Below are 23,779 nucleotides of genomic sequence, written 5' to 3'. Positions count from 1 at the left end.
AAACACCCTAAACTTGGTTAAGTCCTCGACCGATTAGTAATGGTCCGCTCCATGCCTCGCGGCACTTCCACTTCCATCCTATCTACCTCATCATCTCTGAGGGGTCTTACTTCCATAAGGAATGGGAAATCTCATCTTGAGGCGAGTTTCACGCTTAGATGCTTTCAGCGTTTATCTCATCCATACATAGCTACCCAGCGATGCTCCTGGCGGAACAACTGGTACACCAGCGGTATGTCCATCCCGGTCCTCTCGTACTAAGGACAGGTCCTCTCAAATTTCCTACGCCCGCGACGGATAGGGACCGAACTGTCTCACGACGTTCTGAACCCAGCTCGCGTACCGCTTTAATGGGCGAACAGCCCAACCCTTGGGACCGACTACAGCCCCAGGATGCGATGAGCCGACATCGAGGTGCCAAACCTCCCCGTCGATGTGGACTCTTGGGGGAGATAAGCCTGTTATCCCCAGGGTAGCTTTTATCCGTTGAGCGATGGCCCTTCCATGCGGAACCACCGGATCACTAAGCCCGACTTTCGTCCCTGCTCGACCTGTCTGTCTCGCAGTCAAGCTCGCTTGTGCCTTTACACTCTGCGAATGATTTCCAACCATTCTGAGCGAACCTTTGGGCGCCTCCGTTATCTTTTGGGAGGCGACCGCCCCAGTCAAACTGCCCACCTGACACTGTCTCCCACCACGATCAGTGGTGCGGGTTAGAGTGATCATAATGCAAGGGTAGTATCCCACCAGCGCCTCTGCCAAAACTAGCGTCCTGGCTTCTATGGCTCCTACCTATCCTGTACAAGCAGTACAAGCACTCAATATCAAGCTACAGTAAAGCTCCATGGGGTCTTTCCGTCCTGTCGCGGGTAGCCTGCATCTTCACAGGCAATTCAATTTCACCGAGTCTCTCGTTGAGACAGTGCCCAGATCGTTACGCCTTTCGTGCGGGTCGGAACTTACCCGACAAGGAATTTCGCTACCTTAGGACCGTTATAGTTACGGCCGCCGTTTACTGGGGCTTCAATTCAGGGCTTCGCCGAAGCTAACTCTTCCTTTTAACCTTCCAGCACCGGGCAGGCGTCAGCCCCTATACTTCATCTTACGATTTTGCAGAAACCTGTGTTTTTGATAAACAGTCGCCTGGGCCTTTTCACTGCGGCTGATCTTGCGATCAGCACCCCTTCTCCCGAAGTTACGGGGTCATTTTGCCGAGTTCCTTAACGAGAGTTCGCTCGCTCACCTTAGGATACTCTCCTCGACTACCTGTGTCGGTTTGCGGTACGGGCAGTTGATTATTCGCTAGAAGCTTTTCTCGGCAGCGTGACATCAACGACTTCGCTACTATAATTTCGCTCCCCGTCACAGCTTGTCAACCTGCTGATAAGCATTTGACTCATCAACTGACTTGCTGCTTGGCCGGACACTTCCAATCGTCCGGATCGCTTAGCCTTCTGCGTCACTCCATCACTCAAGCACAATCAACTGGTACAGGAATATCAACCTGTTGTCCATCGTCTACGCCTCTCGGCCTCGACTTAGGTCCCGACTAACCCTGGGAGGACGAGCCTTCCCCAGGAAACCTTAGTCATTCGGTGGACAGGATTCTCACCTGTCTTTCGCTACTCATACCGGCATTCTCACTTCCAAGCGCTCCACCAGTCCTTACGGTCTGACTTCATCGCCCTTGGAACGCTCTCCTACCACGCATCCTGATGGATGCATCCATAGCTTCGGTAATATGCTTAGCCCCGGTACATTTTCGGCGCAGAGTCACTCGACTAGTGAGCTATTACGCACTCTTTAAATGATGGCTGCTTCTGAGCCAACATCCTAGTTGTCTGTGCAATTCCACATCCTTTTCCACTTAGCATATATTTAGGGACCTTAGCTGATGATCTGGGCTGTTCCCCTTTCCACGATGGATCTTATCACTCACCGTGTGACTCCCGAGTAAAAATCAATGGCATTCGGAGTTTATCTGAAGTCAGTAACCCATGACGGGCCCCTAGTCCAAACAGTGCTCTACCTCCATGATTCTAAACCTCGAGGCTCCCCCTAAAGAGATTTCGGAGAGAACCAGCTATCTCCAAGTTCGTTTGGAATTTCACCGCTACCCACACCTCATCCCAACCATTTTCAACTGATACGGGTTCGGTCCTCCAGTGCGTTTTACCGCACCTTCAACCTGGACATGGGTAGGTCACCTGGTTTCGGGTACATAACTGCGTACTTCGTACGCCCATTTCAGACTCGCTTTCGCTGCGGCTCCGGTTTTTCCACCTTAACCTTGCACGCAATCATGACTCGCCGGTTCATTCTGCAAGAGGCACGCCGTCACACGTAAATGTGCTCCGACAGCTTGTAGGCACATGGTTTCAGGAACTGTTTCACTCCCCTCCCGGGGTGCTTTTCACCTTTCCCTCACGGTACTGGTTCACTATCGGTCACTAGGGAGTATTTAGCCTTGCGAGATGGTCCTCGCGGATTCCGACGGGGTTTCACGTGTCCCGCCGTACTCAGGATCCTGAACTGAGAGTGTGACGTTTCGTTTACTGGGCTATCACCATCTTTGGCGTCGCTTCCCAACGACTTCAACTACGTCGCACTTTGGTAACTCAAATGTTCAGTCCTACAACCCCAACAAGCAAGCTCGTTGGTTTGGGCTCTTCCCGTTTCGCTCGCCGCTACTCAGGGAATCGAATTTTCTTTCTCTTCCTGCAGCTACTTAGATGTTTCAGTTCACTGCGTCTACCGCCTGACAGCTATGTATTCACTGCTCAGGCAATCATCGACTAAGATGATTGGGTTTCCCCATTCGGAAATCTCCGGATCAAAGCGTACTTACCGCTCCCCGAAGCATATCGGTGTTAGTCCCGTCCTTCATCGGCTCCTAGTACCAAGGCATTCACCATGCGCCCTTCATAACTTAACCTTGATGATCTTACGATCACCTCAGTTATTGAGTATGCGATTAATTTCGTTAATAAAACTCAAATAACGCGGTGTTCTCGGTTTAATTGTGAATAAAGAAATAAATATTATTTAGTTTTCAAAGTACAAGCTGAGGGTAGACCCCTCAAAACTGAACGCAGTTTCAACGAATGTGCAGGTTTCCGATTAATTCCTTAGAAAGGAGGTGATCCAGCCGCAGGTTCTCCTACGGCTACCTTGTTACGACTTCACCCTAATCATCTGCCCCACCTTAGGCGGCTAGCTCCCCGAAGGGTTACCCCACCGACTTTGGGTGTTGCAAACTCTCATGGTGTGACGGGCGGTGTGTACAAGGCCCGGGAACGTATTCACCGCGGCATGCTGATCCGCGATTACTAGCGATTCCGACTTCGTGCAGGCGAGTTGCAGCCTGCAGTCCGAACTGAGAACGGTTTTAAGAGATTAGCTTGCCCTCGCGAGTTCGCGACTCGTTGTACCGTCCATTGTAGCACGTGTGTAGCCCAGGTCATAAGGGGCATGATGATCTGACGTCGTCCCCACCTTCCTCCGGTTTGTCACCGGCAGTCTCACTAGAGTGCCCAACTGAATGCTGGCAACTAGTAACAAGGGTTGCGCTCGTTGCGGGACTTAACCCAACATCTCACGACACGAGCTGACGACGACCATGCACCACCTGTCATTGCGTTCCCGAAGGAAACGCCCTATCTCTAGGGTTGGCGCAAGATGTCAAGACCTGGTAAGGTTCTTCGCGTAGCTTCGAATTAAACCACATGCTCCACCGCTTGTGCGGGCCCCCGTCAATTCCTTTGAGTTTCAACCTTGCGGTCGTACTCCCCAGGCGGAGTGCTTAATGCGTTAGCTGCGGCACTGAAGGGCGGAAACCCTCCAACACCTAGCACTCATCGTTTACGGCATGGACTACCAGGGTATCTAATCCTGTTCGCTACCCATGCTTTCGAGCCTCAGCGTCAGTTGCAGACCAGACAGCCGCCTTCGCCACTGGTGTTCTTCCATATATCTACGCATTCCACCGCTACACATGGAGTTCCACTGTCCTCTTCTGCACTCAAGTCTGACAGTTTCCGATGCACTTCTTTGGTTAAGCCAAAGGCTTTCACATCAGACTTATCAAACCGCCTGCGCTCGCTTTACGCCCAATAAATCCGGATAACGCTTGCCACCTACGTATTACCGCGGCTGCTGGCACGTAGTTAGCCGTGACTTTCTGGTTAGATACCGTCACTGCGTGAACAGTTGCTCTCACGCACGTTCTTCTCTAACAACAGAGCTTTACGAGCCGAAACCCTTCTTCACTCACGCGGTGTTGCTCCATCAGGCTTGCGCCCATTGTGGAAGATTCCCTACTGCTGCCTCCCGTAGGAGTATGGACCGTGTCTCAGTTCCATTGTGGCCGATCAGTCTCTCAACTCGGCTACGCATCACAGCCTTGGTAGGCCGTTACCCTACCAACAAGCTAATGCGCCGCAGGTCCATCCCAAAGTGATAGCCGAAGCCATCTTTTAAATTTGAATCATGCGATTCAAATTGTTATGCGGTATTAGCATCTGTTTCCAAATGTTATCCCCCGCTTTGGGGCAGGTTACCTACGTGTTACTCACCCGTCCGCCACTCGCTGGTAAACCAACGTCAAGTCCGTGCAAGCACGTTCAATCAGTTGGGCCAACGCGTTCGACTTGCATGTATTAGGCACACCGCCGGCGTTCATCCTGAGCCAGGATCAAACTCTCATATAAAATATAAGAACTTGAAAAGCTCAAATTTAAATTAAGCGAATTGACTTCGCAAATGTTTTTGCATCAATTGTAATGATTGATGACCCTGCACATTTGTGTTCGTCGAAACTGTATTCAGTTTTCAAAGGTCTACCGTTGCTCACTCATTTCAAGCAAGCAACTTTATTAGTTTAACAAGTTGTCGTTTCAAAGTCAAGAACTTTTTTAATCGAAAACATTGAAGACAATTCAAACAAATTCAAGCAACATGGCTTTGAATTTTTAAGTGTTCATCAACGCGACAACGATATATAACTATACAGACTAAACTTGCTTAAGTCAATAGCTTTTTTACATTAATTTTAGCTAAGCCGGATTTTTATCAACAGTTCGTCTTGAAACACAAGAAAACTATAGATACCGCAGCCGAATTCAGTCAATCAACAATTACTGCAATCTTGATTACCATTTCAAGATGCCGACAGACTTTTAACGACATATCCAGTTGATTTTTTATATCGGTATTCCAGCTGCATATCAAATTCCTATCAGCAGATAGTTTGCCAAGCTGAAATGCAACTGACTGACAAAAATTAAAAATGATGCAGCATTCAGCCTAGCGAAAGCTTAAATACTGCATCATTTTTATCAAGTCGTTGATTGGTCTTATAAATTTTGATTACTGCTTAAAATCAGGTTCCAATGATTTTAGTCAGCCTGTAAAACGGCACCGTTGGATTCAATTACTTTTTGATACCAGAAGAATGAATCCTTGCGCGAGCGTTTCATCGTTCCGTTGCCATCGTCATCCTTATCAACATAAATAAAGCCATAGCGTTTTGACATCTGACCGGTACCGGCTGATACGATGTCAATGCATCCCCAAGGCGTGTAGCCCATCAAATCGACGCCATCAAGCACTACCGCCTTCTCCATTTCAGAAATATGCTTCTTCAGATAGTCGATCCGGTAGTCATCATGAATGCTGCCATCAGCTTCAACCTTATCGTAAGCACCCATCCCATTTTCAACGATGAACAATGGCAGATGATAGCGATCAGTCAGCCAGTTCAAACCATAGCGCAGGCCTTCAGGGTCGATTTCCCAGCCCCAGGCGGTCCTTGGCAGATACTTGTTTGGTGCATGGACTGCTTCTAAATCGGTCAAATGATCGGCATCAATCTTTGCTGCCGAAACGGTCATTGAATTGTAGTAGCTAAAACCAAGGTAGTCAACCGTGCCCTCCTTTAAGACGACGCGATCCTCAGCCGTAATGTCTGGACGATAGCCTTTTTGTTCCAGATAGGTCTCAACCTCTTTAGGATACTCGCCAAAAACATGTACGTCGCTGAACCAGTAGCGGCGCTGGGCAGCTCTTTGGGCCAAGAGAACGTCATGCGGATTGCAGGTCAACGGATAGATCGAAGCAAAGTTGATCATGCAGCCAATCTTAAAATCAGGATTGATCCGGTGTCCCAGCTTAACCGCCAACGCACTGGCAACCAATTCATAGTGAGCGGCCTGATACATCGTTGCCTCACGATTCTGGCCTTCCTTAAACAGAATACCAGAATTGGTAGCCATCAAAAAGGCGTTGTTAAAGGCGCTTTGATTATCGATCTCATTAAATGTCATCCAATACTTAACCTTGTGCTGATAGCGCTTAAAGCAGACCTCAGCAAAACGGGTAAAGAAGTCAATAACCTTGCGCGACTGCCAGCCGCCGTACTTTTCAACCAAATGCCATGGCATCTCAAAGTGGTGCAGCGTTACAACAGGTTCGATGCCGTATTTATGACATTCATCAAACAGATCATCATAAAACTGCAGGCCGGCTTCATTAGGCTGTTCTTCGTCACCATTTGGGAAGATACGCGTCCACGCAATTGAGGTTCGAAAACACTTAAAGCCCATTTCAGCCATCAGCTTAATATCTTCTGGATAATGATGATAAAAATCAATGGCTTCGTGCGTTGGATAGTTTTTGCCAGGCTGAATGCCATCCGTTATTTCACGTGGCGTTTCGGCATCCCCAGCCGTCATCATGTCAATTACGGAAGGGCCCTTGCCATCCGCATTCCAAGCGCCTTCCAGCTGATTGGCAGCCACGGCCCCGCCCCAAAGAAATCCTTTGGGCATCTGATGTTCAAACATATAAACGCATCCTTTCATCATAATACTTGTTTTTTTGTAATCTATGCCTTTAGCGAATCTGGTCCCGGTTCAGAAGCAATAATCATCATATCGCCTTTGATCGTCCATTGGTCTGCCAGGGTAGTGATAATGAAGTGCTGCCCCTTCTTTAATGGATATTCCTTACCATCAACCTTAATTGATCCCTGACCGTCCAGAACCGAGACCAGCGTGTAGGGACTCTGACCGCGTTTGAATTCGGCCGTGCCGTTCTTAAGCAGCCAACGATAGACGGCAAAGTAGTTGGTTGATACAAAACGCGTTACTTTAGCATCGCCAACCTCGTATTCTTCTGTGTTCAGCACTGGATCGTGGAAAGGCACCGTCGTACAGTCCATCGATTCCTTAATCTGCAGCGGCCGCTTTTTGCCAGTCGTTTGGTCAACACGATCCCAGTCATAGAAGCGATAGGTCGTATCACTGCTCTGCTGCGTCTCTAAAACCATGATGCCCTTGCCGATCGCATGAACGGTTCCACTTGGTACGTATAAGAAGTCGCCCGGCTTTACCGGAACAAAACGCAGCAGCTTGTCCCATTCGCCCTTGTCAACCATCTCGGCCAGCTCAGCCTTGGTTTGGGCGTGGTGACCATAGATCATCTGCGCGCCAGGCTCAGCTGCCAATACGTACCAACATTCCGTCTTGCCCAGCTCATGTTCATGAACTGCAGCATACTCATCATCCGGGTGAACCTGAACTGAAAGATTAGTCTTAGCATCCAGGATCTTGGTCAACATTGGAAACCGATCACCAGTCTGATTGCCAAACAATTCACGATGCGCGGCAAACACATCGGTCAGCGTCTGCCCTTTATATGAACCGTTCATTACCACTGCCGGTCCATTTTGGTGTGCCGAGATTGCCCAGCACTCGCCGGTATGATCGCTTGGAATATCATAGCCATACTCGGTCTTCAAACGGGTGCCACCCCAGATTTTATTTTGAAAATAAGGCTGCAGAAAAAGCAGCTTGTCGTCTGCTGTCATGTTTGTTTCCCCCAAGCAAAAGTTTTATTAATCACTGATTTCGACTACGGTATAAGAACGTGCATCATAAAGATTGCGGGCCCTTGAATATTCAATGTTGCCGCCATTGACCGTCCAAAGAATCTGCTCAACCTCTAGAATTGGCGTATCCTGAGCAGCTCCCAGATATTTCAGATCGTACTCATCAGGCTTGGCAGCGTGAATCTTACGGTAGGCGCCGCCAAATCGAATCCCCAATTCATGATGAATGTAGGAGTAGACAGAATGCTCCAAGACATCTTTGGACAAGTTGGGTACCAGTCCGACCGGCATATAGGTATGCTCTAAAATGAACGGCTCGTTATCAAGCAGCCGCAGTCTGATGATCTTATAAACCGGGTCATTGGATTTTAGGTTTAGTTTTTGGCAGATGTCTTCAGATGGAAAAGCAACGTCAAACTTGATCACCTTGCTGGAAACATGCTCACTGCCCTGCTGTGCGGTCAGCCCACTGATCGAGTCAACCGATGAATCATGCCGACCGAGCATTGGCGCAATCCCTAAAACACAGGTGCCCATCCCTGACTTTTTATAGACCAGTCCTTCATGAGCCAAGCGATCAAGAGCATTTTTAATCGTGATCTTGCTGACGCCAAACTCCTTGGCCAGCTCGCTTTGATTGGGGAGCAGCGATTGGGGCTTGTATTGACCAGCAATAATGCGTTCTTTAATTTTTTCAGCTACTGTTTGATACTTTTTCATCTTCATCATGCCACCTAATATCATTTAATTTCGTTGATTGCGAGACTTCGCGATTGGCAAAAGTCCAGCACCGCACCCATTTGGTTGGCTTGGTTGCGGTATTTGCCAACTACGATGCTCGGATGCAGTCCGGGCGCATCTACCTTTTGCTGCATCATGTCAATCTTGGCATCAATCAGCGGCAATAGATGTGGATTTGCCGAAACGGCTCCACCCAACACAATTTTATCAACATCCAAACTGTTTTGTAAATTGTAGGCAGCCTGAGCCAGAGCGGTTACGATTCGATCAACGTATTTTTGCGCCAATGAATCGCCTTTTTCCGCCAATTCAAACATCTCCTTGCCACTGACGTCACGCCCGATTTTTTGGCTGAACAGCCGGGCCTGGTTGACGGGTGAGGCCAGATTGCTCAACGTGGCACCAGCTTCTGGATTCATGACCATATAGCCGAACTCGCCGCCAAAAAGATGCGCACCATGCCAGATATGGTGATCAATTATAACGGCGCCACCGACACCACTGCCGATTACCAGCGAGATCATCGTATCAGCATCACGTCCTGCTCCCATCAGGCTTTCAGCAAGACCGGCACAGTTAGCATCGTTTTCAATTGATACCGGCAGTGCCAGACGCTTCTTCAGCTCAGGTTCAATCGGAAAGCCGTGCAGATAAGGAACCGCGCTCATACCTTCGATCACGCCGCTTTTCTTATTGACAGCACCAGGCGACGAGATTGCCACGCCGACTACCTGCATCTGAGCTGCCAGCTGGTCCTTTTTCTGAACCAGCAGCTGATAGAAGGCCGCCAGATTATCAGGGGTTCTCTCACTGCCTAATTGGGTCAATTGGTTGTCAGTCCACTTGGCAAACTTGATGCTGGTACCGCCAATATCAACTGCCAAAATTGCTTTTGCCATCTCAATTCAATCCTCTCTTTGCCATCAAATCCAGATCTATTTATCAGTCTTTGCCTCAGCGGCAGCATTCTTTTGTTCCCGTTCCAGCAAAATCTTGTCGTAGCGCTTGGCAAATGGGAAGTAGAGCAGAGTCGAGATTACCAGGACCAGGAACTGCCAGATCGCCATCTTCCAGCCGCCAATCAAGAAACCGGACAAGACAGCCGGTGTCGTCCATGGAGCAGCAACCCCGTTTAAAGGCGGCAGGATGTGGAAAGCAATCAGCGCATACGTTGAAAGACTTACAATCAGCGGCGTCAAGAAGAAAGGAATTGCCAAAAATGGATTCATGACCAATGGCAGCCCAAACAGGAACGGTTCGTTGATGTTGAAGATGGCTGGTATCAGTTCAATCTTCCCTATAGCCTTCATCTGCTGCGACTTAGCGGCAAAAACCGTAAAGATGACCAGACCGATCGTAATCCCAGATCCAGTAAGATTGATGAAGTTGTTGTAGAACTCATTCGTAATAATGTGCGCGCCATTTGCCAGCGTCAGCTTTCCCGCATGGTACAAAGCAGCATTGGCGGCCGTGTTCGGCAGCAGAAAGGCACTGGCAATCGAACCAACGATCAGACCACCGTGCACGCCGAAGAACCAGAAGAATGGTACGGCCAGGCCGATTACGATTGCCCCGGCCCATGAATCGGAAACGCCTTGCATTGGCAGTTCCAAAACCTTGTAGATCCACTGCAGCAGATCCGTATTGCCAAATGCCTTAAAACCGGCAAAGATCAGCATGCAGGCCGTCAGATCAACCCCGGCTGGAATCATAGCTGAGAACTGCTTGGAAACGCTTGATGGCACCTGTTCAGGCAGCTTGATCTCCCAGCCGCGCCGCATCATTGCTGAATAGCTCCAGCCAATCAAAAGACCAATGATAATGGCGGCAACCATCCCTTGGCCGCCCAGCCACGTAATGTTAAAGACGTTCGTAACCGGCGACATAATGAAGCTCTGCATTGCATGCGGCAGCTTATCGAGGTTTTGGGCAACAGCATGACCCGAAACGACTACCTTGCCGGCTGCGTTGGTGATTCCACTGGCTTTGGCAGCCTTAAGCGGACTGTCGACCTGCATGAACTGCAGCAAAAAGAATGCCGACAGAGCCGTCAGTGCGGCCGGCAATGGTTCAAAGCCCTCGTTTTTAACGTAGACATAGGCAATCCCGACCACGGCCCAGACTGAAATGATGCCAAACGTTGCTGTGTAGGCCTGCGTAAAGAATGCTGCCCAGCCGCTGTTTTGCAGTGCCGTTGAAACGACTTTCAGCGGGAAGTTGGACATGATCAGAAAAATCGAGCCAATGATGATAAACGGCAGAGCATAGACCATCCCATCCTGGACTGCCTTAACGCCTTTGGTATTGACGAACTTCATTACCGGCGGCAGAATCTTTTCATTGACAAACTTATTGATACGACTGGATTTGCTTGCTTGTTCTTCTCCCATCACAATTCATCTCCATTATTCTTAAACACCTTTTGGAACCAGTAGAATGATTTCTTTGGTACCCGGCGCAGGTCCTTGAGATCATGATTGGTCCGGTTGACGTATACTGCCCCGTAGCGCTTGTTCATGTCGGCATGCGAGCTTGGAATATCGATCAAGCCCCAGCCCAGATAGCCTAAGACCTCAGCGCCATCTTCAAACATCGCGTCTTTCATTGCCTGAATGTGCTGACGATGATAGCTGATCCGCACGTCATCTTGAATCTCGTGAACGCCATCCCAGCTTTCGCGACAGCCAATCCCATTTTCAATTGGAAAGACAGGTAAATGATAGCAGTTATAGGTATGCGTAATAATATTGCGAAAGCCCAGTGGATCGATATCCCAGTCAAAATCAGACTTGGCCAAGAAGCGATTGTTCTCAAAGCCATAGTTAAGATAGCGATTGGGCGCCTCATCGGCCGGTACCTTGTCAGCATTCAGCGTCGTTGAACGATAGTAGCTGAATGCAAGGTAGTCAGTGTGCACGCTGGCCAGTGTTTCTTCATCGCCAGGCTGCCAGTCATAGTCAATTTCATGATTTTTGATCCAGCTCATGACTTCATTTGAATATTGACCAGTCGTGTAGAGCTTGTTCAGATTCTCATTTAAAAACTCATTGGACTTGCGCGCCTCATAGACGTCAATTGGCTTTGAAGTGGCTGGATAAGCTGGCGTATAAGCAATCATGCCGCCCATTTTCAGATCAGGATGTTTTTCATGCAGATAATGGCTCAAGCGTGCATAGGCCAGCATCGTGTGGTGAAAAATCCGATACATGTCATTGATTGAACGGTCGCCTTTGGTATAGCCCGAAATGTTGAAGACTTCATCGGTAAAGTAGAGATTATGCTCATTAAAGACGATCCAGTATTTTACCCGATCAGCAAAATGATCAATCATCTGCTTGCCATATTCAACGAACGCCTCAACGACTCTGCGCGACATAAAGCCGTTCTCCTGTTCAGCAAGCTTGAGCGGCATGTCAAAATGATACAGACAGATCATTGGTTCGATATTGCGTTTAAGCATTGCATCAACTAAACGATCATAGTACGCCAGACCTTTTTCATTCAGCTGACCATCGCCATCTTTGATAACCCGTGACCATGAGATCTGAATCCGATACATGTTCATGTTCATCGCCTTCATTAGATCCAGATCTTCTTCATAGCGATGATACTCATCAATCGCGTCATGCCAGTCAGTCGTAGTTGCCGTGGCCGGACGAACGTCATAAACCGAGCGACTCTTGCCGTCCAGATTCCATGCCCCTTCCGTCTGCATGCTGGAAACTGAATTGCCCCAGAAAAAATCTTTCGGCATCTGGTGTAGTTGCAAAACCACCGCCTCCTTTAAATATCGATTATTAATGCAAAGAATATATTTTTTAAAAAAGAAAACTAATTTTAAAAGGCGAAGCTAATCTACCAATCATATCAGCAGCGCCTTTAGTTGATATTTGTAAGTTGATATTTGTCAAACGGTTCAGTAGTTAAAACTTGTTATTCAGCCATCTTTTCATAAACGGCAACCAGCTCCTTGGCCAGGTCAATAAAAGTAATTGCCGTCATCAAATGATCCTGGGCATGTACGACCAATAACGTCAGCTTAACGTGATCGCCATTGGCTTCTTTGGTCAGCATGCTGGTCTGCGAGTTGTGCGCAACCACGATGGCTTTGTCAGCGGCTGCGAGCTTTTCGTGGGCCAGCTTCAAGTCGCCGTTATGTGCCGCATCAACCGCTTCCTTGGCAAATGCCCGCGCGTTGCCGGCATTGACGATCAAGCCCATCGTCTGTTCAAGATCCATTTCGTTTGCTGATTTTGCTTCTTCTGTCATTTTTAACCCTCGATAACCTTTTTTGCCTGCTGCAGTACTTTTTCGCCATCCATCATGCCATAGGCGGCCATGTCGATCACATCAACCGGAACGTTCTTTTCAGCCGTCATCTTTTGGAAATCAGCCAGCATGTAGCGAACCTGGGGCCCAAGCAGTACGCAGTCAATCTGCTTTTGTTCCAGATTGTCGCGGGCCTCAGCTGCTGGGCAGGCAAAGATCTCCACGTCAATTCCATCCTTTTGAGCTGCTTCCTGCATCTTCTTGACCAGGATGCTGGTACTCATTCCAGCAGAGCAGCAAAGCATAATCGTTTTTTCAGCCATCTCAATATCCTCCTCTAAGATAATCCATCCTTATAAAACGCTTACATAAATAATATACACCTTTTATCTAAAATGTATACCCTTTTTCTAAAAAATATGTTTTTTATTTTGAAAGCATTTGCTGGGCCAGCGCAAAATTGCCAATCGTCGCTGAACCGTTGTGCGCAGCCAGCGGCATTACCAAATAGCGTTCTGGTGATGCCGGCAGCTCAACGTAGCCATTGATCAGGTCGACAAATTCATGCCGAACCTTCTTTAAAAACGGCTCACTGATAACGCCGCCGCCAAAGACCACCTTATCCGGCCGCTGAGTCAGCGTGGCATTTACGGCTGCCTGGGCCACATAGTAAGCCATAACGTCCCAGACCGGATCCGTCAATGGAATGTCGGGACCTTTTTTGCCGGTGCGGGCCTCAAAAGTCGGGCCGCTGGCAAGGCCTTCCAAACAGTCGCCATGAAAAGGACAGATGCCTGCAAATTCAGCATCGGCAGGGTGTTTTTTTACATATACGTGCCCCATTTCCGGGTTGCCGTTATCGCCCTGCAGCTGGCCATTAACAACAACGCCGGCACCAATCCCCGTTCCAACCGTGTAGTAGACCAGTGAGTCGACTGCCTCATGCTGCTTTTGGGCCAAAACGTACTCACCATATGCGGAACCATTGACGTCCGTGGTCCAATAGATCGGCAGCTTAAAGTGTTTTTTCATGATGCCTAAAAAATCGGTATTCTGCCACCCTGGCTTGCCGGTTGTCGTGATCCAGCCATAATGAGGCGAATCCTGACGCAGCTCAATTGGTCCAAATGATGACAGCGAAATAGCAGCCAGATCGGGAAAGCTTTTAAAATAATCGACCACCCTGCTCAATGTTTCCTCTGGCGTCGTCGTGGGAAAATGAATGACGTCTTTGATTGTCCAATGCTCATCGCCAACGGCACAGACGAATTTGGTTCCGCCCGCCTCAACGCTTCCTAACAGCATAGATTTTGTCCTCCTAATCGTTTTCCTTCATTTGCGCCCGCAATTGATCGCCAACTGCCTCAAAGCCTGGCTTGCCCAACAGACCAAACATGTTCGTCTTGTAGGCCTCAACGCCTGGCTGGTTGAATGGGTTGATCCCGTTTAAGTAGCCGGAAATGCCCATGGCAACCTCAAAGAAGTAGATCAAACTGCCCAGCGTGTATTCATCCTCGCGAGGAATGTGCACCGTCATGACTGGTACGCCACCGGCATTGTGCGCTGCCACGACGGCTTGGTAGGCCTTGGTGTTGACCCAGTCCATGTTCTTGCCCTGCAGGTAGGCCAAGCCATCCAGATCGTTTTCAGCTGCCGGAATCGTGACGTCATGGTTTGGCGTATCCAATTTAACGACCGTTTCCATCAGATTGCGCATGCCTTCTTGGATGTATTGGCCAAGCGAGTGCAGGTCGGTCGTAAAGTTGGCGCTGGATGGGTAGATGCCCTTTTGATCCTTGCCTTCAGATTCACCGGCCAGCTGCTTCCACCATTCGGCAAACATCGTCATGTTCGGCTCATAGTTTTCCAGCAGCTCCGTCGTAAAGCCCTTGCGGTACAAAATGTTGCGGTAGGCCGCGTACTGGTAGGCCTCGTTTTGCGTCAGATCTGGGTTGGCGTACGACTTTTCAGCGTCAGCAGCCCCTGCCATCAATTGGTCGATGTCAGCTCCAGAAACGGCGATTGGCAGCAGACCAACGGCACTCAGGACTGAGTAGCGGCCGCCCACGCCATCAGGAATTACAAACGTTTCCCAGCCGGCATCGTCAGCTTCAGTCTTTAAAGCGCCGCGCTTGGCATCAGTCGTAGCGTAGATCCGCTGGTTGGCTCCTTCTTCGCCATACTTTTTGACCAGCAGCTCCCGGAAGATCCGGAAGGCAATGGCTGGTTCCGTGGTCGTACCAGACTTGGAAACCACGTTGACGGAGAAGTCGCGGTCGCCGATCAGCTGAACCAGATCATGCAGGTATGATGAGCTCAGTGAGTTGCCGGCAAACAGAACCAGTGGGAACTTGCGGTCGGCTGGCTTTTGCGAGTAGTAGAACGAGTCGTGCAGAAAGTCAATGGCCATCCGCGTACCCAGGTATGAGCCGCCGATCCCGATTACGACCAGGACTTCTGAATCTGATTGAATCTTTTGCGCCGCCTTTTTGATGCGGTCAAATTCCTCATGATCATATTCCGTTGGCAGATGCAGCCAGTCGCGGAAGTCGGCACCGGCCCCCGTTCCGTTGCGCAGCTCGCTGTCGGCCGCGTTGACCATCGCCTGCATTTCGCCCAGTTCGTTTGCGTGCACGAACTTCTTCAGTGCACTGGCGTCAAACTTAATATCACTCATATTAAAAACCTCTCTTTTAAAAATAAAAAATATGTTTTTACAAAAGAAATATTATAACTTTTTGAATGCGGTTTCAACCCCTGCAGTAATTTTTATGCATAATTTGAGCAAATCAAAACAATGCAAATCGTATGCAAAGCTTATCAGACAACTGAAGCCGAGATTGTCATATTTTTTGACTAAATTGTTAAAATCTGCCTGCCGAGGTATCGCTTTCATGGTATATTTAACTTAGCTAAGCAAGCTTTTGCATCTGAAGGGAGCTGATGAAAATGAGTCTCAACATGTTTGGCAGTCCTGCTTCCTATATTCAGGGAAGCGATGTTTTGTTTAAGAGTGCTGAATATCTGGCACGACTTGGCAATCGGGTCCTGCTGCTGGCTGGACCTACCTCACTGCGCATCGTTGGCAATGAGTTTGGCGATTATTTGATCAACAACGACTTTACCGTTACCAAGGTTCAGTTCAATGGCGAATCATCCGAAAATGAGATCAAGCGCGTCTCTAAAATCGGCCATGATAACCACGTCGAAATGGTGATCGGTCTGGGGGGCGGTAAGACGATTGACGCTGCCAAGGCCATCGCCGACAATCTGAGTGCCAAAACCGTTATTTTGCCGACCGTGGCCTCAACTGATGCGCCTTGTTCGCGGCTGTCAGTTATCTATCAAGACAATGGCGAGTTTGACCATTATCGTTTCTATAATCAGAACCCCGACCTGGTCATGGTTGATACCAAAGTCATCGCCACGGCACCAGCCAAGCTTTTGGCATGCGGCATGGCTGACGCTTTGGCAACCAACATTGAAGCCCAGGCCGTCAAAAAATCGCATGGACTCAACATGCTAGGCGAGCACCAGACGCTGGTTGGCCTGGCAGTTGCCCAGGAATGTGAGAACACGCTGTTTGCATATGGCGACGAGGCTTATGCCGCTGCCATTGCCCATACCGACACCAAAGCATTTGACCGGATCGTTGAAGCCAATACGCTGATGAGCGGTGTTGGCTTCGAATCTGGGGGCCTGGCTGCGGCTCATGCCATTAATGATGCTCTTAGCGTTTTGAATGGTCCGGTTCATGAGCGGCTGCATGGCGAAAAAGTTGCATTCGGTCTGCTGACGCAATTGATGCTGGAGAGCGCGGCAACCGAACGTTTCGAAAAATACTTCCATTTCTTAAAGAAGCTGCATCTGCCAACCAACTTTGTCGAGCTGGGAATCGAGGATCCAAGCGAAGCAAACCTGCTGAAAGTCGGCAAGGCAGCCTGCGCCCCAAACGACACCATGAATCGCATGCCGTTTGAGGTTACGCCGCGAGACGTCGTTAATGCCATGCGCGGCGTTGACGCCTACAGCATTGCCAAATACAGTGCCACTCACCATTAAGTCTTTTGATATGCAAAAAGCACCGTGCCGACATCAGTCAAAGCACGGTGCTTTTAGTTATGCTGAGTCCTTATCCCATGACTTCAACAATGGGATAAGGACTTTTAATATTCAGTCAGCACGCTGCAGTTATCGCGTCATGCTGACTTTTGGACGGCTATTCAAGCAGCCGCTAAAACGAATAATGCTGATAGTTGCCAAATTCGACATCAGCTCGTGAAATACTGATAAAACTGTCCGGATCAACGTTATGAACCATCTTGCGCAGCTCGTTTAACTGAGCCTTGGGCGTACATACCAGAATAATATCAGTGGGTTCATTGGTATAGACGCCAGTTCCATGCAAAAGCGTTGCCCCGTGCACGAAATTGCGCAGCTGTTCCGAGACGGCAGCTGATTTCTTGGTATAGATCGTAACCGAGACGTCTTCTTGCAGGACGAAGGTATGATCCATCATCAGACTGGTCACCAGCATCCCGATCAGACTGTAGACGATCCGGCTGGGCCCAAAGCACAGGACGGTTACCACCAGGATCGCGCCATTGATCAGGTTGTTAAGCATCCCGACTTTTTTGTGCAGCTTTTTTTGACAATAAGTTACAACGATATCGGAACCACCAGTCGTAAAGCCCTGGTTAAAACACAGCCCAATCCCGATCCCCAAGATTGCCGCACCGATAATCGTATTGGTCAATGGATCGTTTACCAAGGTGACCGTTGGAATAAACTTCAAAAAGACAACGTTAAAGCCAACCGCCAGCATTGAAAATAAGATATAGCTAAAACCAAACTCATACCAGGCAAACAAAAACAGCGGCACATTCAAAACCGCGACCAACAGACTCATGCTGACATGCACGCCGCCTTGCAGAAACAACGCCTGCAGCAGTTGCGAAACCCCCAGCAGACCTGATGAATAAGAATTGGCATGCGACAAGAACATGTTGATGGCCATTGCCGAAAGCACCCCATAGCAAAGAGCCACGCCAATCTTAATCAGGATTTTTTGATCGCGTTTTTTTGCGTTACTGCTCATAACATCCTCCCCTATTTCGTTAATATATCGACAATGCTATTTTAACTTTTTTTAGACCGTTTTAATACCTGCGCACCAAAAAAGCCTGACGAAATCGCCAGACTCTTTCAAGCAGATTCTTATATCAATCAGCCGGCAATCAAAACCTCAGCAACCAGCAGCGCACCACCAAAGACCAGCACGAAGACAACGACTGGCCAGACAAACCGCAGCCAGTGCGAGTACTTCATGTCCAGCATCTGCAGGGTTGCCATTACCAGACCGGTTGGCGCCAAGAAAAGCATTGCGTACTGACCGAATTGGTAGGCAGTTACGACAATGTAGCGCGGAATGTGCACCGTGTCGGCCAATGGAGCCATGATCGGCATTGCCAATACGGCCAGACCAGATGATGAAGGCACGATAAAGCCAAGCACAAAGAAGATCAGCATCATCATTAAAATGAAGAAGACCCCGTTCATGTGCGAGACCAGTTCTGAAGAAACATAGAGAATCGTATCGGAAATGTAGCCATTGTTCAAAACCAGATTGATTCCCCGTGCCAGACCAATGATCAGTGAAACGCCGACCAAGCCAGAAGAACCTTTAACAAAGGCATCAACGACCCCTGTCTCGCCAAGGCCATCCTTGCCAAAGCAGTTGATAAACATCAAAGTAATGGCAATTGCCAAGAATGATGACGCCATCTGTGGGAAGCCCCATCCCTTGGCCATTACGCCCCAGATCATAATTGGAAAGGCGCAGGCAAACATCGTCAGCGTAATCTTTTTCTTGAAGGTAAAGGTCAGGTCCTTTTCTTCATCAGAAACCACTGACCACATGTTGTCAAACTTCTGCTTGTCTTCATATGAGTAAGAGAATGCCGGGTCAGCCTTAACCTTGCTTGAGTACCAGTAGAGATAGCCAACCAGACAAACGGTGGCTACAACCAGTCCGATCACCCGTCCGGCCAGGCCCTGCGTAAACGTGGTTCCGGCGGCATTCGAAGCAATCACGACCGAGAATGGATTGATCGTCGAGAAAGTCGTACCTACCGAGCTGGCAAGGAAGATGGCGCCGACACAGACGATCGAGTCATATCCCATGGCAATAAAGATCGGTACCAAAATCGGGTAAAATGCCACGGCCTCTTCTTCAATCCCACACAGCGTACCACCAAGCACCAACAGAACTGAAACCAAGAAGACCAGAATAAATTCATGTCCCTTGGTTTTCTTGGTCAAGGACATCAGCCCCGATTCAAAGGCCCCGCTCTCCTTAACGACGCCAATCAAGCCACCCAGAACAAAAATAAAAATCATAATATCAGTTGCCTGCATCGTTCCTTCAACCATACTGGTGAAGATCGTGTAAAGCTTGGCTGGGTGCTGCTTAAGGCGCTTATAGGTATTGGGAATTGAAACCGGCTTGCTGATGGCGCCCGACGTAAACTGCTTAATGTCGATCTTGACGTGCAGCTTATCCAGCGTTTTCTGCGTAGCCGGCAGTGTCTTTTTCTGGCCTAGTGAAGTCGTTTCTTGAAGATGTCCGCCAGTATATTGCAGTTTGGAATAGCTGCCAGCTGGTACGCACCAGGTGAGCATTACGGAAATGACAGTCAGGAAAAACAGGATCGTAAATGCTCCCGGCATCTTCAATTTGAATTTTTTCTTTTTTGGCGTTGCTGCTGTGTCCATTTTTATCCCCCCGAATACATAAATTTTATCAAGCAGCTCGATTTGACAGTTTTTGAGATAAATTTTCCACTGTCGCGTCGATATTATCTCATCACGCTCCTTTGTAAACGATTTCAATAAACATCTAGAGCATACCAAGCTGTTTCAACAATCTTCAAGCTTAATCAAAAATCTTCAGCAAAGAAATTATTTCGCATTTTAAAACACCTTAAAGCCAATCGCTCCGTTGTCCCATTCTCGATATTGATTCGCTCAACTTCAAAAAAACTCAAAGAATTGATCAAAAACGGCTGCTGTTTTAACTGCTGCTTACTTCACTGAGCTAAAGATCCATGCTGCCCGATCAAACAGCTAAAAAAGCATCAGCCAAGAAATCATCCTGCTGATGCATGGAGGTTATCAAGTTAGTCAGCAGGCATCATTGAGCGAGCATATCAAAAGTCGGTCTGTTGATCCGAACCGATCGTAAACAGATGCGCTCTTCTAGACTTTGACAATCTGCAGCTGATTAACCCAGCCATACCTTGTCTTGACCTGGCCGGCACGCTAAAATAAAGGCAAACTTCAGTTGAAATGAGGGATAAGCATGATCAATCCATTTAACCCCGGCTTTGGCAATATCTCGCCCAGCTGTATCAAACGGCCAGCCATGCAGCAAAAACTGCTTGATCAAGCCGATCAGCTGCAGCGAGGATTTCGCTCGATCTTTATCGATGGTCCGCGTGGCTGCGGTAAAACCGTTTTTTTAAACGATCTTGGCGATGCAATGCTGGATCGTGATGGCTGGATCACGGTTGATCTGGAACTGGATGACGATTTTTTAAGCACGCTGGCCGGGGCAATCTATTATCAAGCCAGCGCCGCCATTACCAAGGAGCTGGACGTGCTGGACTACGATACTCCCAGTGAGATGTTCGTTCAATACGTTGAAACGCTTACTAAGTATCAGCAGCGTCTTTTTATCACCGTTGATGAGGCTAATCAGCCAACCGAATCACTGCTCACTCTGCTTCAGCTATGCCAGCAGCTGGGCAATCGTGGCAATTCGATCATGGTCGTGCTGGCCGGAATCACCAGCCGGATGCCGCAGTTTTTAGGCGATGACAACTTTGCCATGCTGGTTCAAAAAAGCAGGCGGCTGACCTTGCCCATGCTTGATCTGGATACGGTGGCCAATCAATATCAGCAGATTTTTACCAAGGCCCATCGCGTCATTGAACCCGAAATCCTGCCAAACATAGCGGCTGCAACTGGCGGCTATGCCTATGCGTTCCAGATTCTTGGCTCGCTGCTGTGGGAATCTGGCGCTAAAAAAATCAATCCGGCTGCATTTGAAAAAATCATGCCCGACTATCAACAACAGCTATTCAGCAATGCCTACCTGCCAATCATTGATGAACTGACAACCGGTGATCGTGAGGTAATCGAGATTCTGGCTCATGAGATCAACAGCGTCGTTGACGAAGGCTTTTTAAAAGAACAGATTGACGATACCAGCACAGCCGCCCCAGTCTGCCTGCAGCATCTGATTGAAAACCAGATCGTCAGTCATCCCCAGCCAGGCCAGGTCGCATTTGCGCTGCCATACTTTCGGGAATTTGCCATTAAAAACGAGGCCCGCATTGCTTGACCGGCGTTTAATGTCAAATTCCGCTATCCAGCCCGGCCAGGCAGCAGGCAGGCCCTGAACACTTTTGACGGGGCTGAAGCAATCATTATATTTAGCATTGACACGGAAAAGAGGATTCTTATTGAATACAGATCAATTAAGCGCGGCTAACGACATCAGACTGAATCGTCAGGCCAAAGAACCGCTCTATGCTCAGCTTTATGATGCGCTGCGCAGCCGGATTGTCAATGGTCAGCTGGCTCCCGATCGGCGTCTTCCGGCGGTTCGGGTTTTGGCTAAGGCACTGGGAATCAACCCTGGGACAGTCGTCAGTGCCTATCGCGAGCTGGAAAAAAACGGCTATATCATCAGCCGGCGCGGTTCTGGCAGCTTTGTTCAGGAAGGCATGGCGGATTCACTACCCGGCCAAGCTCAGATTCCATATCTGTCGCATTTTCCTGCTGACCGTTCTGATCAGCCGCTGATCGACTTTGCCAGCTACTCGCTCAACCCCGACCGTTTCTCAACGACGGCCTTTAAGCAGGCGGTTAACCACATCCTGGATCGTGATGGCGGACATGCTTTTGTAATTGAAGACGAGATGGGCTATTATCCTCTGCGCGAATCGCTGGCTGTCGAACTGGCCCAACGCTGGATTAAAACGACGCCCCAAAATATTCAGATTACCTCAGGATCACAGCAGGCAATTGATATCTGTGCGCGGGCGCTGATCCAACAAGGCGACTGCGTGATGGTTCAAAATCCCACCTATCCAGGAGCCGTGGATGCTTTTAAGGCTTGCGGCGCCAAAGTAATCGGTCTGAATTTTGATCATGGCACGCTGATTGACGAACTGGAAAAAATGCTTAAAATTATCCAGCCCAAGATTCTCTATCTCATGCCCAACCTGCAAAACCCCACTACAAACTCACTGAGCCGTTTGGAAAAAGCCCGCGTCATTGGACTGGCTCATCGTTATGATTTTTGGATTATTGAAGATGATTATGGCTCTGGCTTAGCTTATGACAGCAATACGCTTCACACCATGAAAGAAAACGATCCCGACGACCGCATCATCTATGTCCGCAGTCTTTCACAGATTTTTGCCTCGGGGATGCGGCTGGGCTATCTGGTATCGCCGACTCGGCTGATCGAAAGTTTTGCCGGCGTTAAGCGGATTGCCGACATCTCAACTTCGGGACTGTCCCAGCGCATCTTTGACTATTACCTGCGAAACCGACTCTGGCGCAAGCACCTTGCCAGCCTAAAACTGGCCTATCATCAACAGTATCAGGCAGCCGGCAAACTCTTGACTGAATCATTTGGTGATCGTTTAAGCTGGCAGCCGGCTGATGGTGCCGTGTGGTTCTGGCTGCAGCTCAATCTGCCCATGACGGCAGCTGAATTCTGCACGGCCGCGCAAAACGCAGGCGTCCTGGTAGAAAACGGCGACCGCTACTATATTCATGCCGCCCCGCATAACCGGATTCGCCTGTCCTTGGCTCCAGTTAAAGAAGCCGATATTGCCGTGGGGATCAAGCGGCTGGCTGAACTTGTATCCCAATAAATCACTTCAAAAATAAAACAGCGCCGAATCTGTGATCCCGCGCTGTTTTTGTTTTTAGGTCAATAAATTCTCGGGCGTCGTGGTGAGAACCGCGGCTGTCTTTAACTGTTAGCGAAACCGCAGTGATAGGCAGGTCAGGCCCCCATCGATCTTGGCAAATTCCGACATGTCAGTTTCGTAAACCTTAAAGCCGTTCTCAGCCAACAGCTGGTGGACGCCAGAAAAACCGGCCGGCATCATCACGCCATTGCCAGTATTGATACAGTTGACCGCGTAGTCCTCGCCGGCAGGAACCTTAAGCTGATCAAAATCCTTAAAGTAGGGACTGTCGATATATTCGCCGGCCACCAGCAGCTTGTTGTCTCCCAGATAGGTCGTCCCAGTCTTTAGGTGCAGAACCTGTTCAACTGGCACCGCCTTGACCGTCTTGCCAAAGCGAGCCGCAATCTTGGCAAACTGATCAATACCGGCTTGATTGGTCCGTGCCGAAAGCCCCACGTAGATCAGATCATCATCAACTGGCATGACATCCCCGCCTTCCAGAGTTCCTGGAGCGGTAATCTCAAAAATCCGGTCATGCTCAAAGAACTGATCAAGGACTGGGCGGATGAATTCACGTTCTTTTTGTCGCGTACTGCGGGCTGGATTGGTAACGACCGCAAAATCATCAAAGACAACGGCCGGATCCTCAACGAAACATGAGTCTGGAAACTGCTCTAAAGGCTCGAGAACCGTGACCGCGATCCCCAGCTTTTTGAGCAGCTCAACATAGGCATGGTGTTCAGCCACTGCTTTTTCATAGCTTGGCTTGCCAGCATCAGCATAGTCGTCAATTCCATCCACGACTGACTTGCCTGGCGTTCTGACAATTGCCTTATCAAATAGCATGATCATTCCTTCTTTCCAAATAATGCAATGCGTTCGGTAAGCC

At 48.9% G+C, this 23,779-nt stretch carries 16 protein-coding genes and 2 rRNA genes; 3 read left to right on the top strand and 15 right to left on the bottom strand.

Going from position 1 to position 23,779, the window contains the following annotated elements; genetic code table 11:
- Positions 1-13: 13 nt before the first annotated feature.
- The 12 genes from ABC765_RS05440 to ABC765_RS05385 all read right to left on the bottom strand — a co-directional run bounded on the left by ABC765_RS05440 (position 14) and on the right by ABC765_RS05385 (position 15,575).
- A 23S ribosomal RNA gene (locus tag ABC765_RS05440) occupies positions 14-2,935 on the bottom strand.
- 197 nt (positions 2,936-3,132) lie between these two features.
- Positions 3,133-4,709, bottom strand: a 16S ribosomal RNA gene (locus ABC765_RS05435).
- Together the 16S and 23S rRNA genes form the textbook arrangement of a ribosomal RNA operon.
- A 687-nt stretch (positions 4,710-5,396) precedes the next feature.
- Entirely contained in the window at positions 5,397-6,842 is a 1,446-nt protein-coding gene (locus ABC765_RS05430; RefSeq protein WP_347980892.1) for a 6-phospho-beta-glucosidase, read from the bottom strand.
- 41 nt (positions 6,843-6,883) lie between these two features.
- Positions 6,884-7,867: a mannose-6-phosphate isomerase, class I gene (gene manA, locus ABC765_RS05425; protein WP_347980891.1), complete on the bottom strand. Its 984-nt coding sequence runs from the start codon at positions 7,865-7,867 to the stop codon at positions 6,884-6,886.
- Between the two features lie 27 nt (positions 7,868-7,894).
- Entirely contained in the window at positions 7,895-8,608 is a 714-nt protein-coding gene (locus ABC765_RS05420; RefSeq protein WP_347980890.1) for a GntR family transcriptional regulator, read from the bottom strand.
- 20 nt (positions 8,609-8,628) lie between these two features.
- Positions 8,629-9,528, bottom strand: coding sequence for an ROK family protein (locus tag ABC765_RS05415; protein ID WP_347980889.1), 900 nt, complete (start codon positions 9,526-9,528; stop codon positions 8,629-8,631).
- Between the two features lie 36 nt (positions 9,529-9,564).
- Positions 9,565-11,019: a PTS sugar transporter subunit IIC gene (locus tag ABC765_RS05410; protein ID WP_347980888.1), complete on the bottom strand. Its 1,455-nt coding sequence runs from the start codon at positions 11,017-11,019 to the stop codon at positions 9,565-9,567.
- A complete protein-coding gene (locus ABC765_RS05405; protein ID WP_347953993.1) occupies positions 11,019-12,383 on the bottom strand; it encodes a glycoside hydrolase family 1 protein in 1,365 nt (454 codons plus the stop codon). Before ABC765_RS05405 ends, ABC765_RS05410 begins: the two co-directional genes overlap by 1 nt.
- A 179-nt stretch (positions 12,384-12,562) precedes the next feature.
- The gene (locus tag ABC765_RS05400; protein ID WP_347953187.1) at positions 12,563-12,898 is read right to left on the bottom strand and encodes a PTS lactose/cellobiose transporter subunit IIA; all 336 of its coding nucleotides are present in this window, start codon (positions 12,896-12,898) and stop codon (positions 12,563-12,565) included.
- A gap of 2 nt (positions 12,899-12,900) precedes the next feature.
- Positions 12,901-13,221: a PTS sugar transporter subunit IIB gene (locus tag ABC765_RS05395; protein ID WP_347963611.1), complete on the bottom strand. Its 321-nt coding sequence runs from the start codon at positions 13,219-13,221 to the stop codon at positions 12,901-12,903.
- 103 nt (positions 13,222-13,324) lie between these two features.
- On the bottom strand, positions 13,325-14,203 hold the full coding sequence (locus ABC765_RS05390) for an ROK family protein (RefSeq protein WP_347980887.1): 879 nt from the start codon (positions 14,201-14,203) through the stop codon (positions 13,325-13,327).
- 13 nt (positions 14,204-14,216) lie between these two features.
- Entirely contained in the window at positions 14,217-15,575 is a 1,359-nt protein-coding gene (locus ABC765_RS05385) for a glucose-6-phosphate isomerase (RefSeq protein ID WP_347980886.1), read from the bottom strand.
- Between the two features lie 272 nt (positions 15,576-15,847).
- Between ABC765_RS05385 and ABC765_RS05380 the strand changes: the two genes are divergently transcribed.
- Positions 15,848-16,960 (top strand): glycerol dehydrogenase, encoded by a 1,113-nt coding sequence (locus ABC765_RS05380; protein ID WP_347980885.1) that lies wholly within the window; start codon positions 15,848-15,850, stop codon positions 16,958-16,960.
- A 172-nt stretch (positions 16,961-17,132) separates the two neighbouring features.
- Here ABC765_RS05380 and ABC765_RS05375 read toward each other — a convergent pair whose 3' ends face one another.
- Positions 17,133-17,996 (bottom strand): YitT family protein, encoded by an 864-nt coding sequence (locus tag ABC765_RS05375; RefSeq protein ID WP_347953182.1) that lies wholly within the window; start codon positions 17,994-17,996, stop codon positions 17,133-17,135.
- 128 nt (positions 17,997-18,124) lie between these two features.
- The gene (locus ABC765_RS05370; RefSeq protein ID WP_347980884.1) at positions 18,125-19,672 is read right to left on the bottom strand and encodes a YfcC family protein; all 1,548 of its coding nucleotides are present in this window, start codon (positions 19,670-19,672) and stop codon (positions 18,125-18,127) included.
- A gap of 586 nt (positions 19,673-20,258) precedes the next feature.
- On the opposite strand from ABC765_RS05370, the gene ABC765_RS05365 reads away from it, so the two are divergent.
- Both ABC765_RS05365 and ABC765_RS05360 read left to right on the top strand, forming a co-directional pair.
- Positions 20,259-21,302: an AAA family ATPase gene (locus ABC765_RS05365; RefSeq protein ID WP_347980883.1), complete on the top strand. Its 1,044-nt coding sequence runs from the start codon at positions 20,259-20,261 to the stop codon at positions 21,300-21,302.
- Between the two features lie 121 nt (positions 21,303-21,423).
- On the top strand, positions 21,424-22,848 hold the full coding sequence (locus tag ABC765_RS05360) for a PLP-dependent aminotransferase family protein (RefSeq protein ID WP_347980882.1): 1,425 nt from the start codon (positions 21,424-21,426) through the stop codon (positions 22,846-22,848).
- Positions 22,849-22,956: 108 nt separating this feature from the next.
- On the opposite strand, the gene ABC765_RS05355 is transcribed toward ABC765_RS05360, so the two are convergent.
- Complete coding sequence (locus tag ABC765_RS05355; RefSeq protein WP_347980881.1) at positions 22,957-23,736, bottom strand: arginine deiminase family protein; 780 nt, start codon at positions 23,734-23,736, stop codon at positions 22,957-22,959.
- Positions 23,737-23,779: the final 43 nt, after the last annotated feature.

The sequence above is a fragment of the Limosilactobacillus sp. WILCCON 0051 genome (genome assembly GCF_039955095.1).
Classification (GTDB): domain Bacteria; phylum Bacillota; class Bacilli; order Lactobacillales; family Lactobacillaceae; genus Limosilactobacillus; species Limosilactobacillus allomucosae.
Note: the sequence above shows the minus strand (reverse complement) of the source record. Positions and strands in the feature narration are given on the sequence as shown.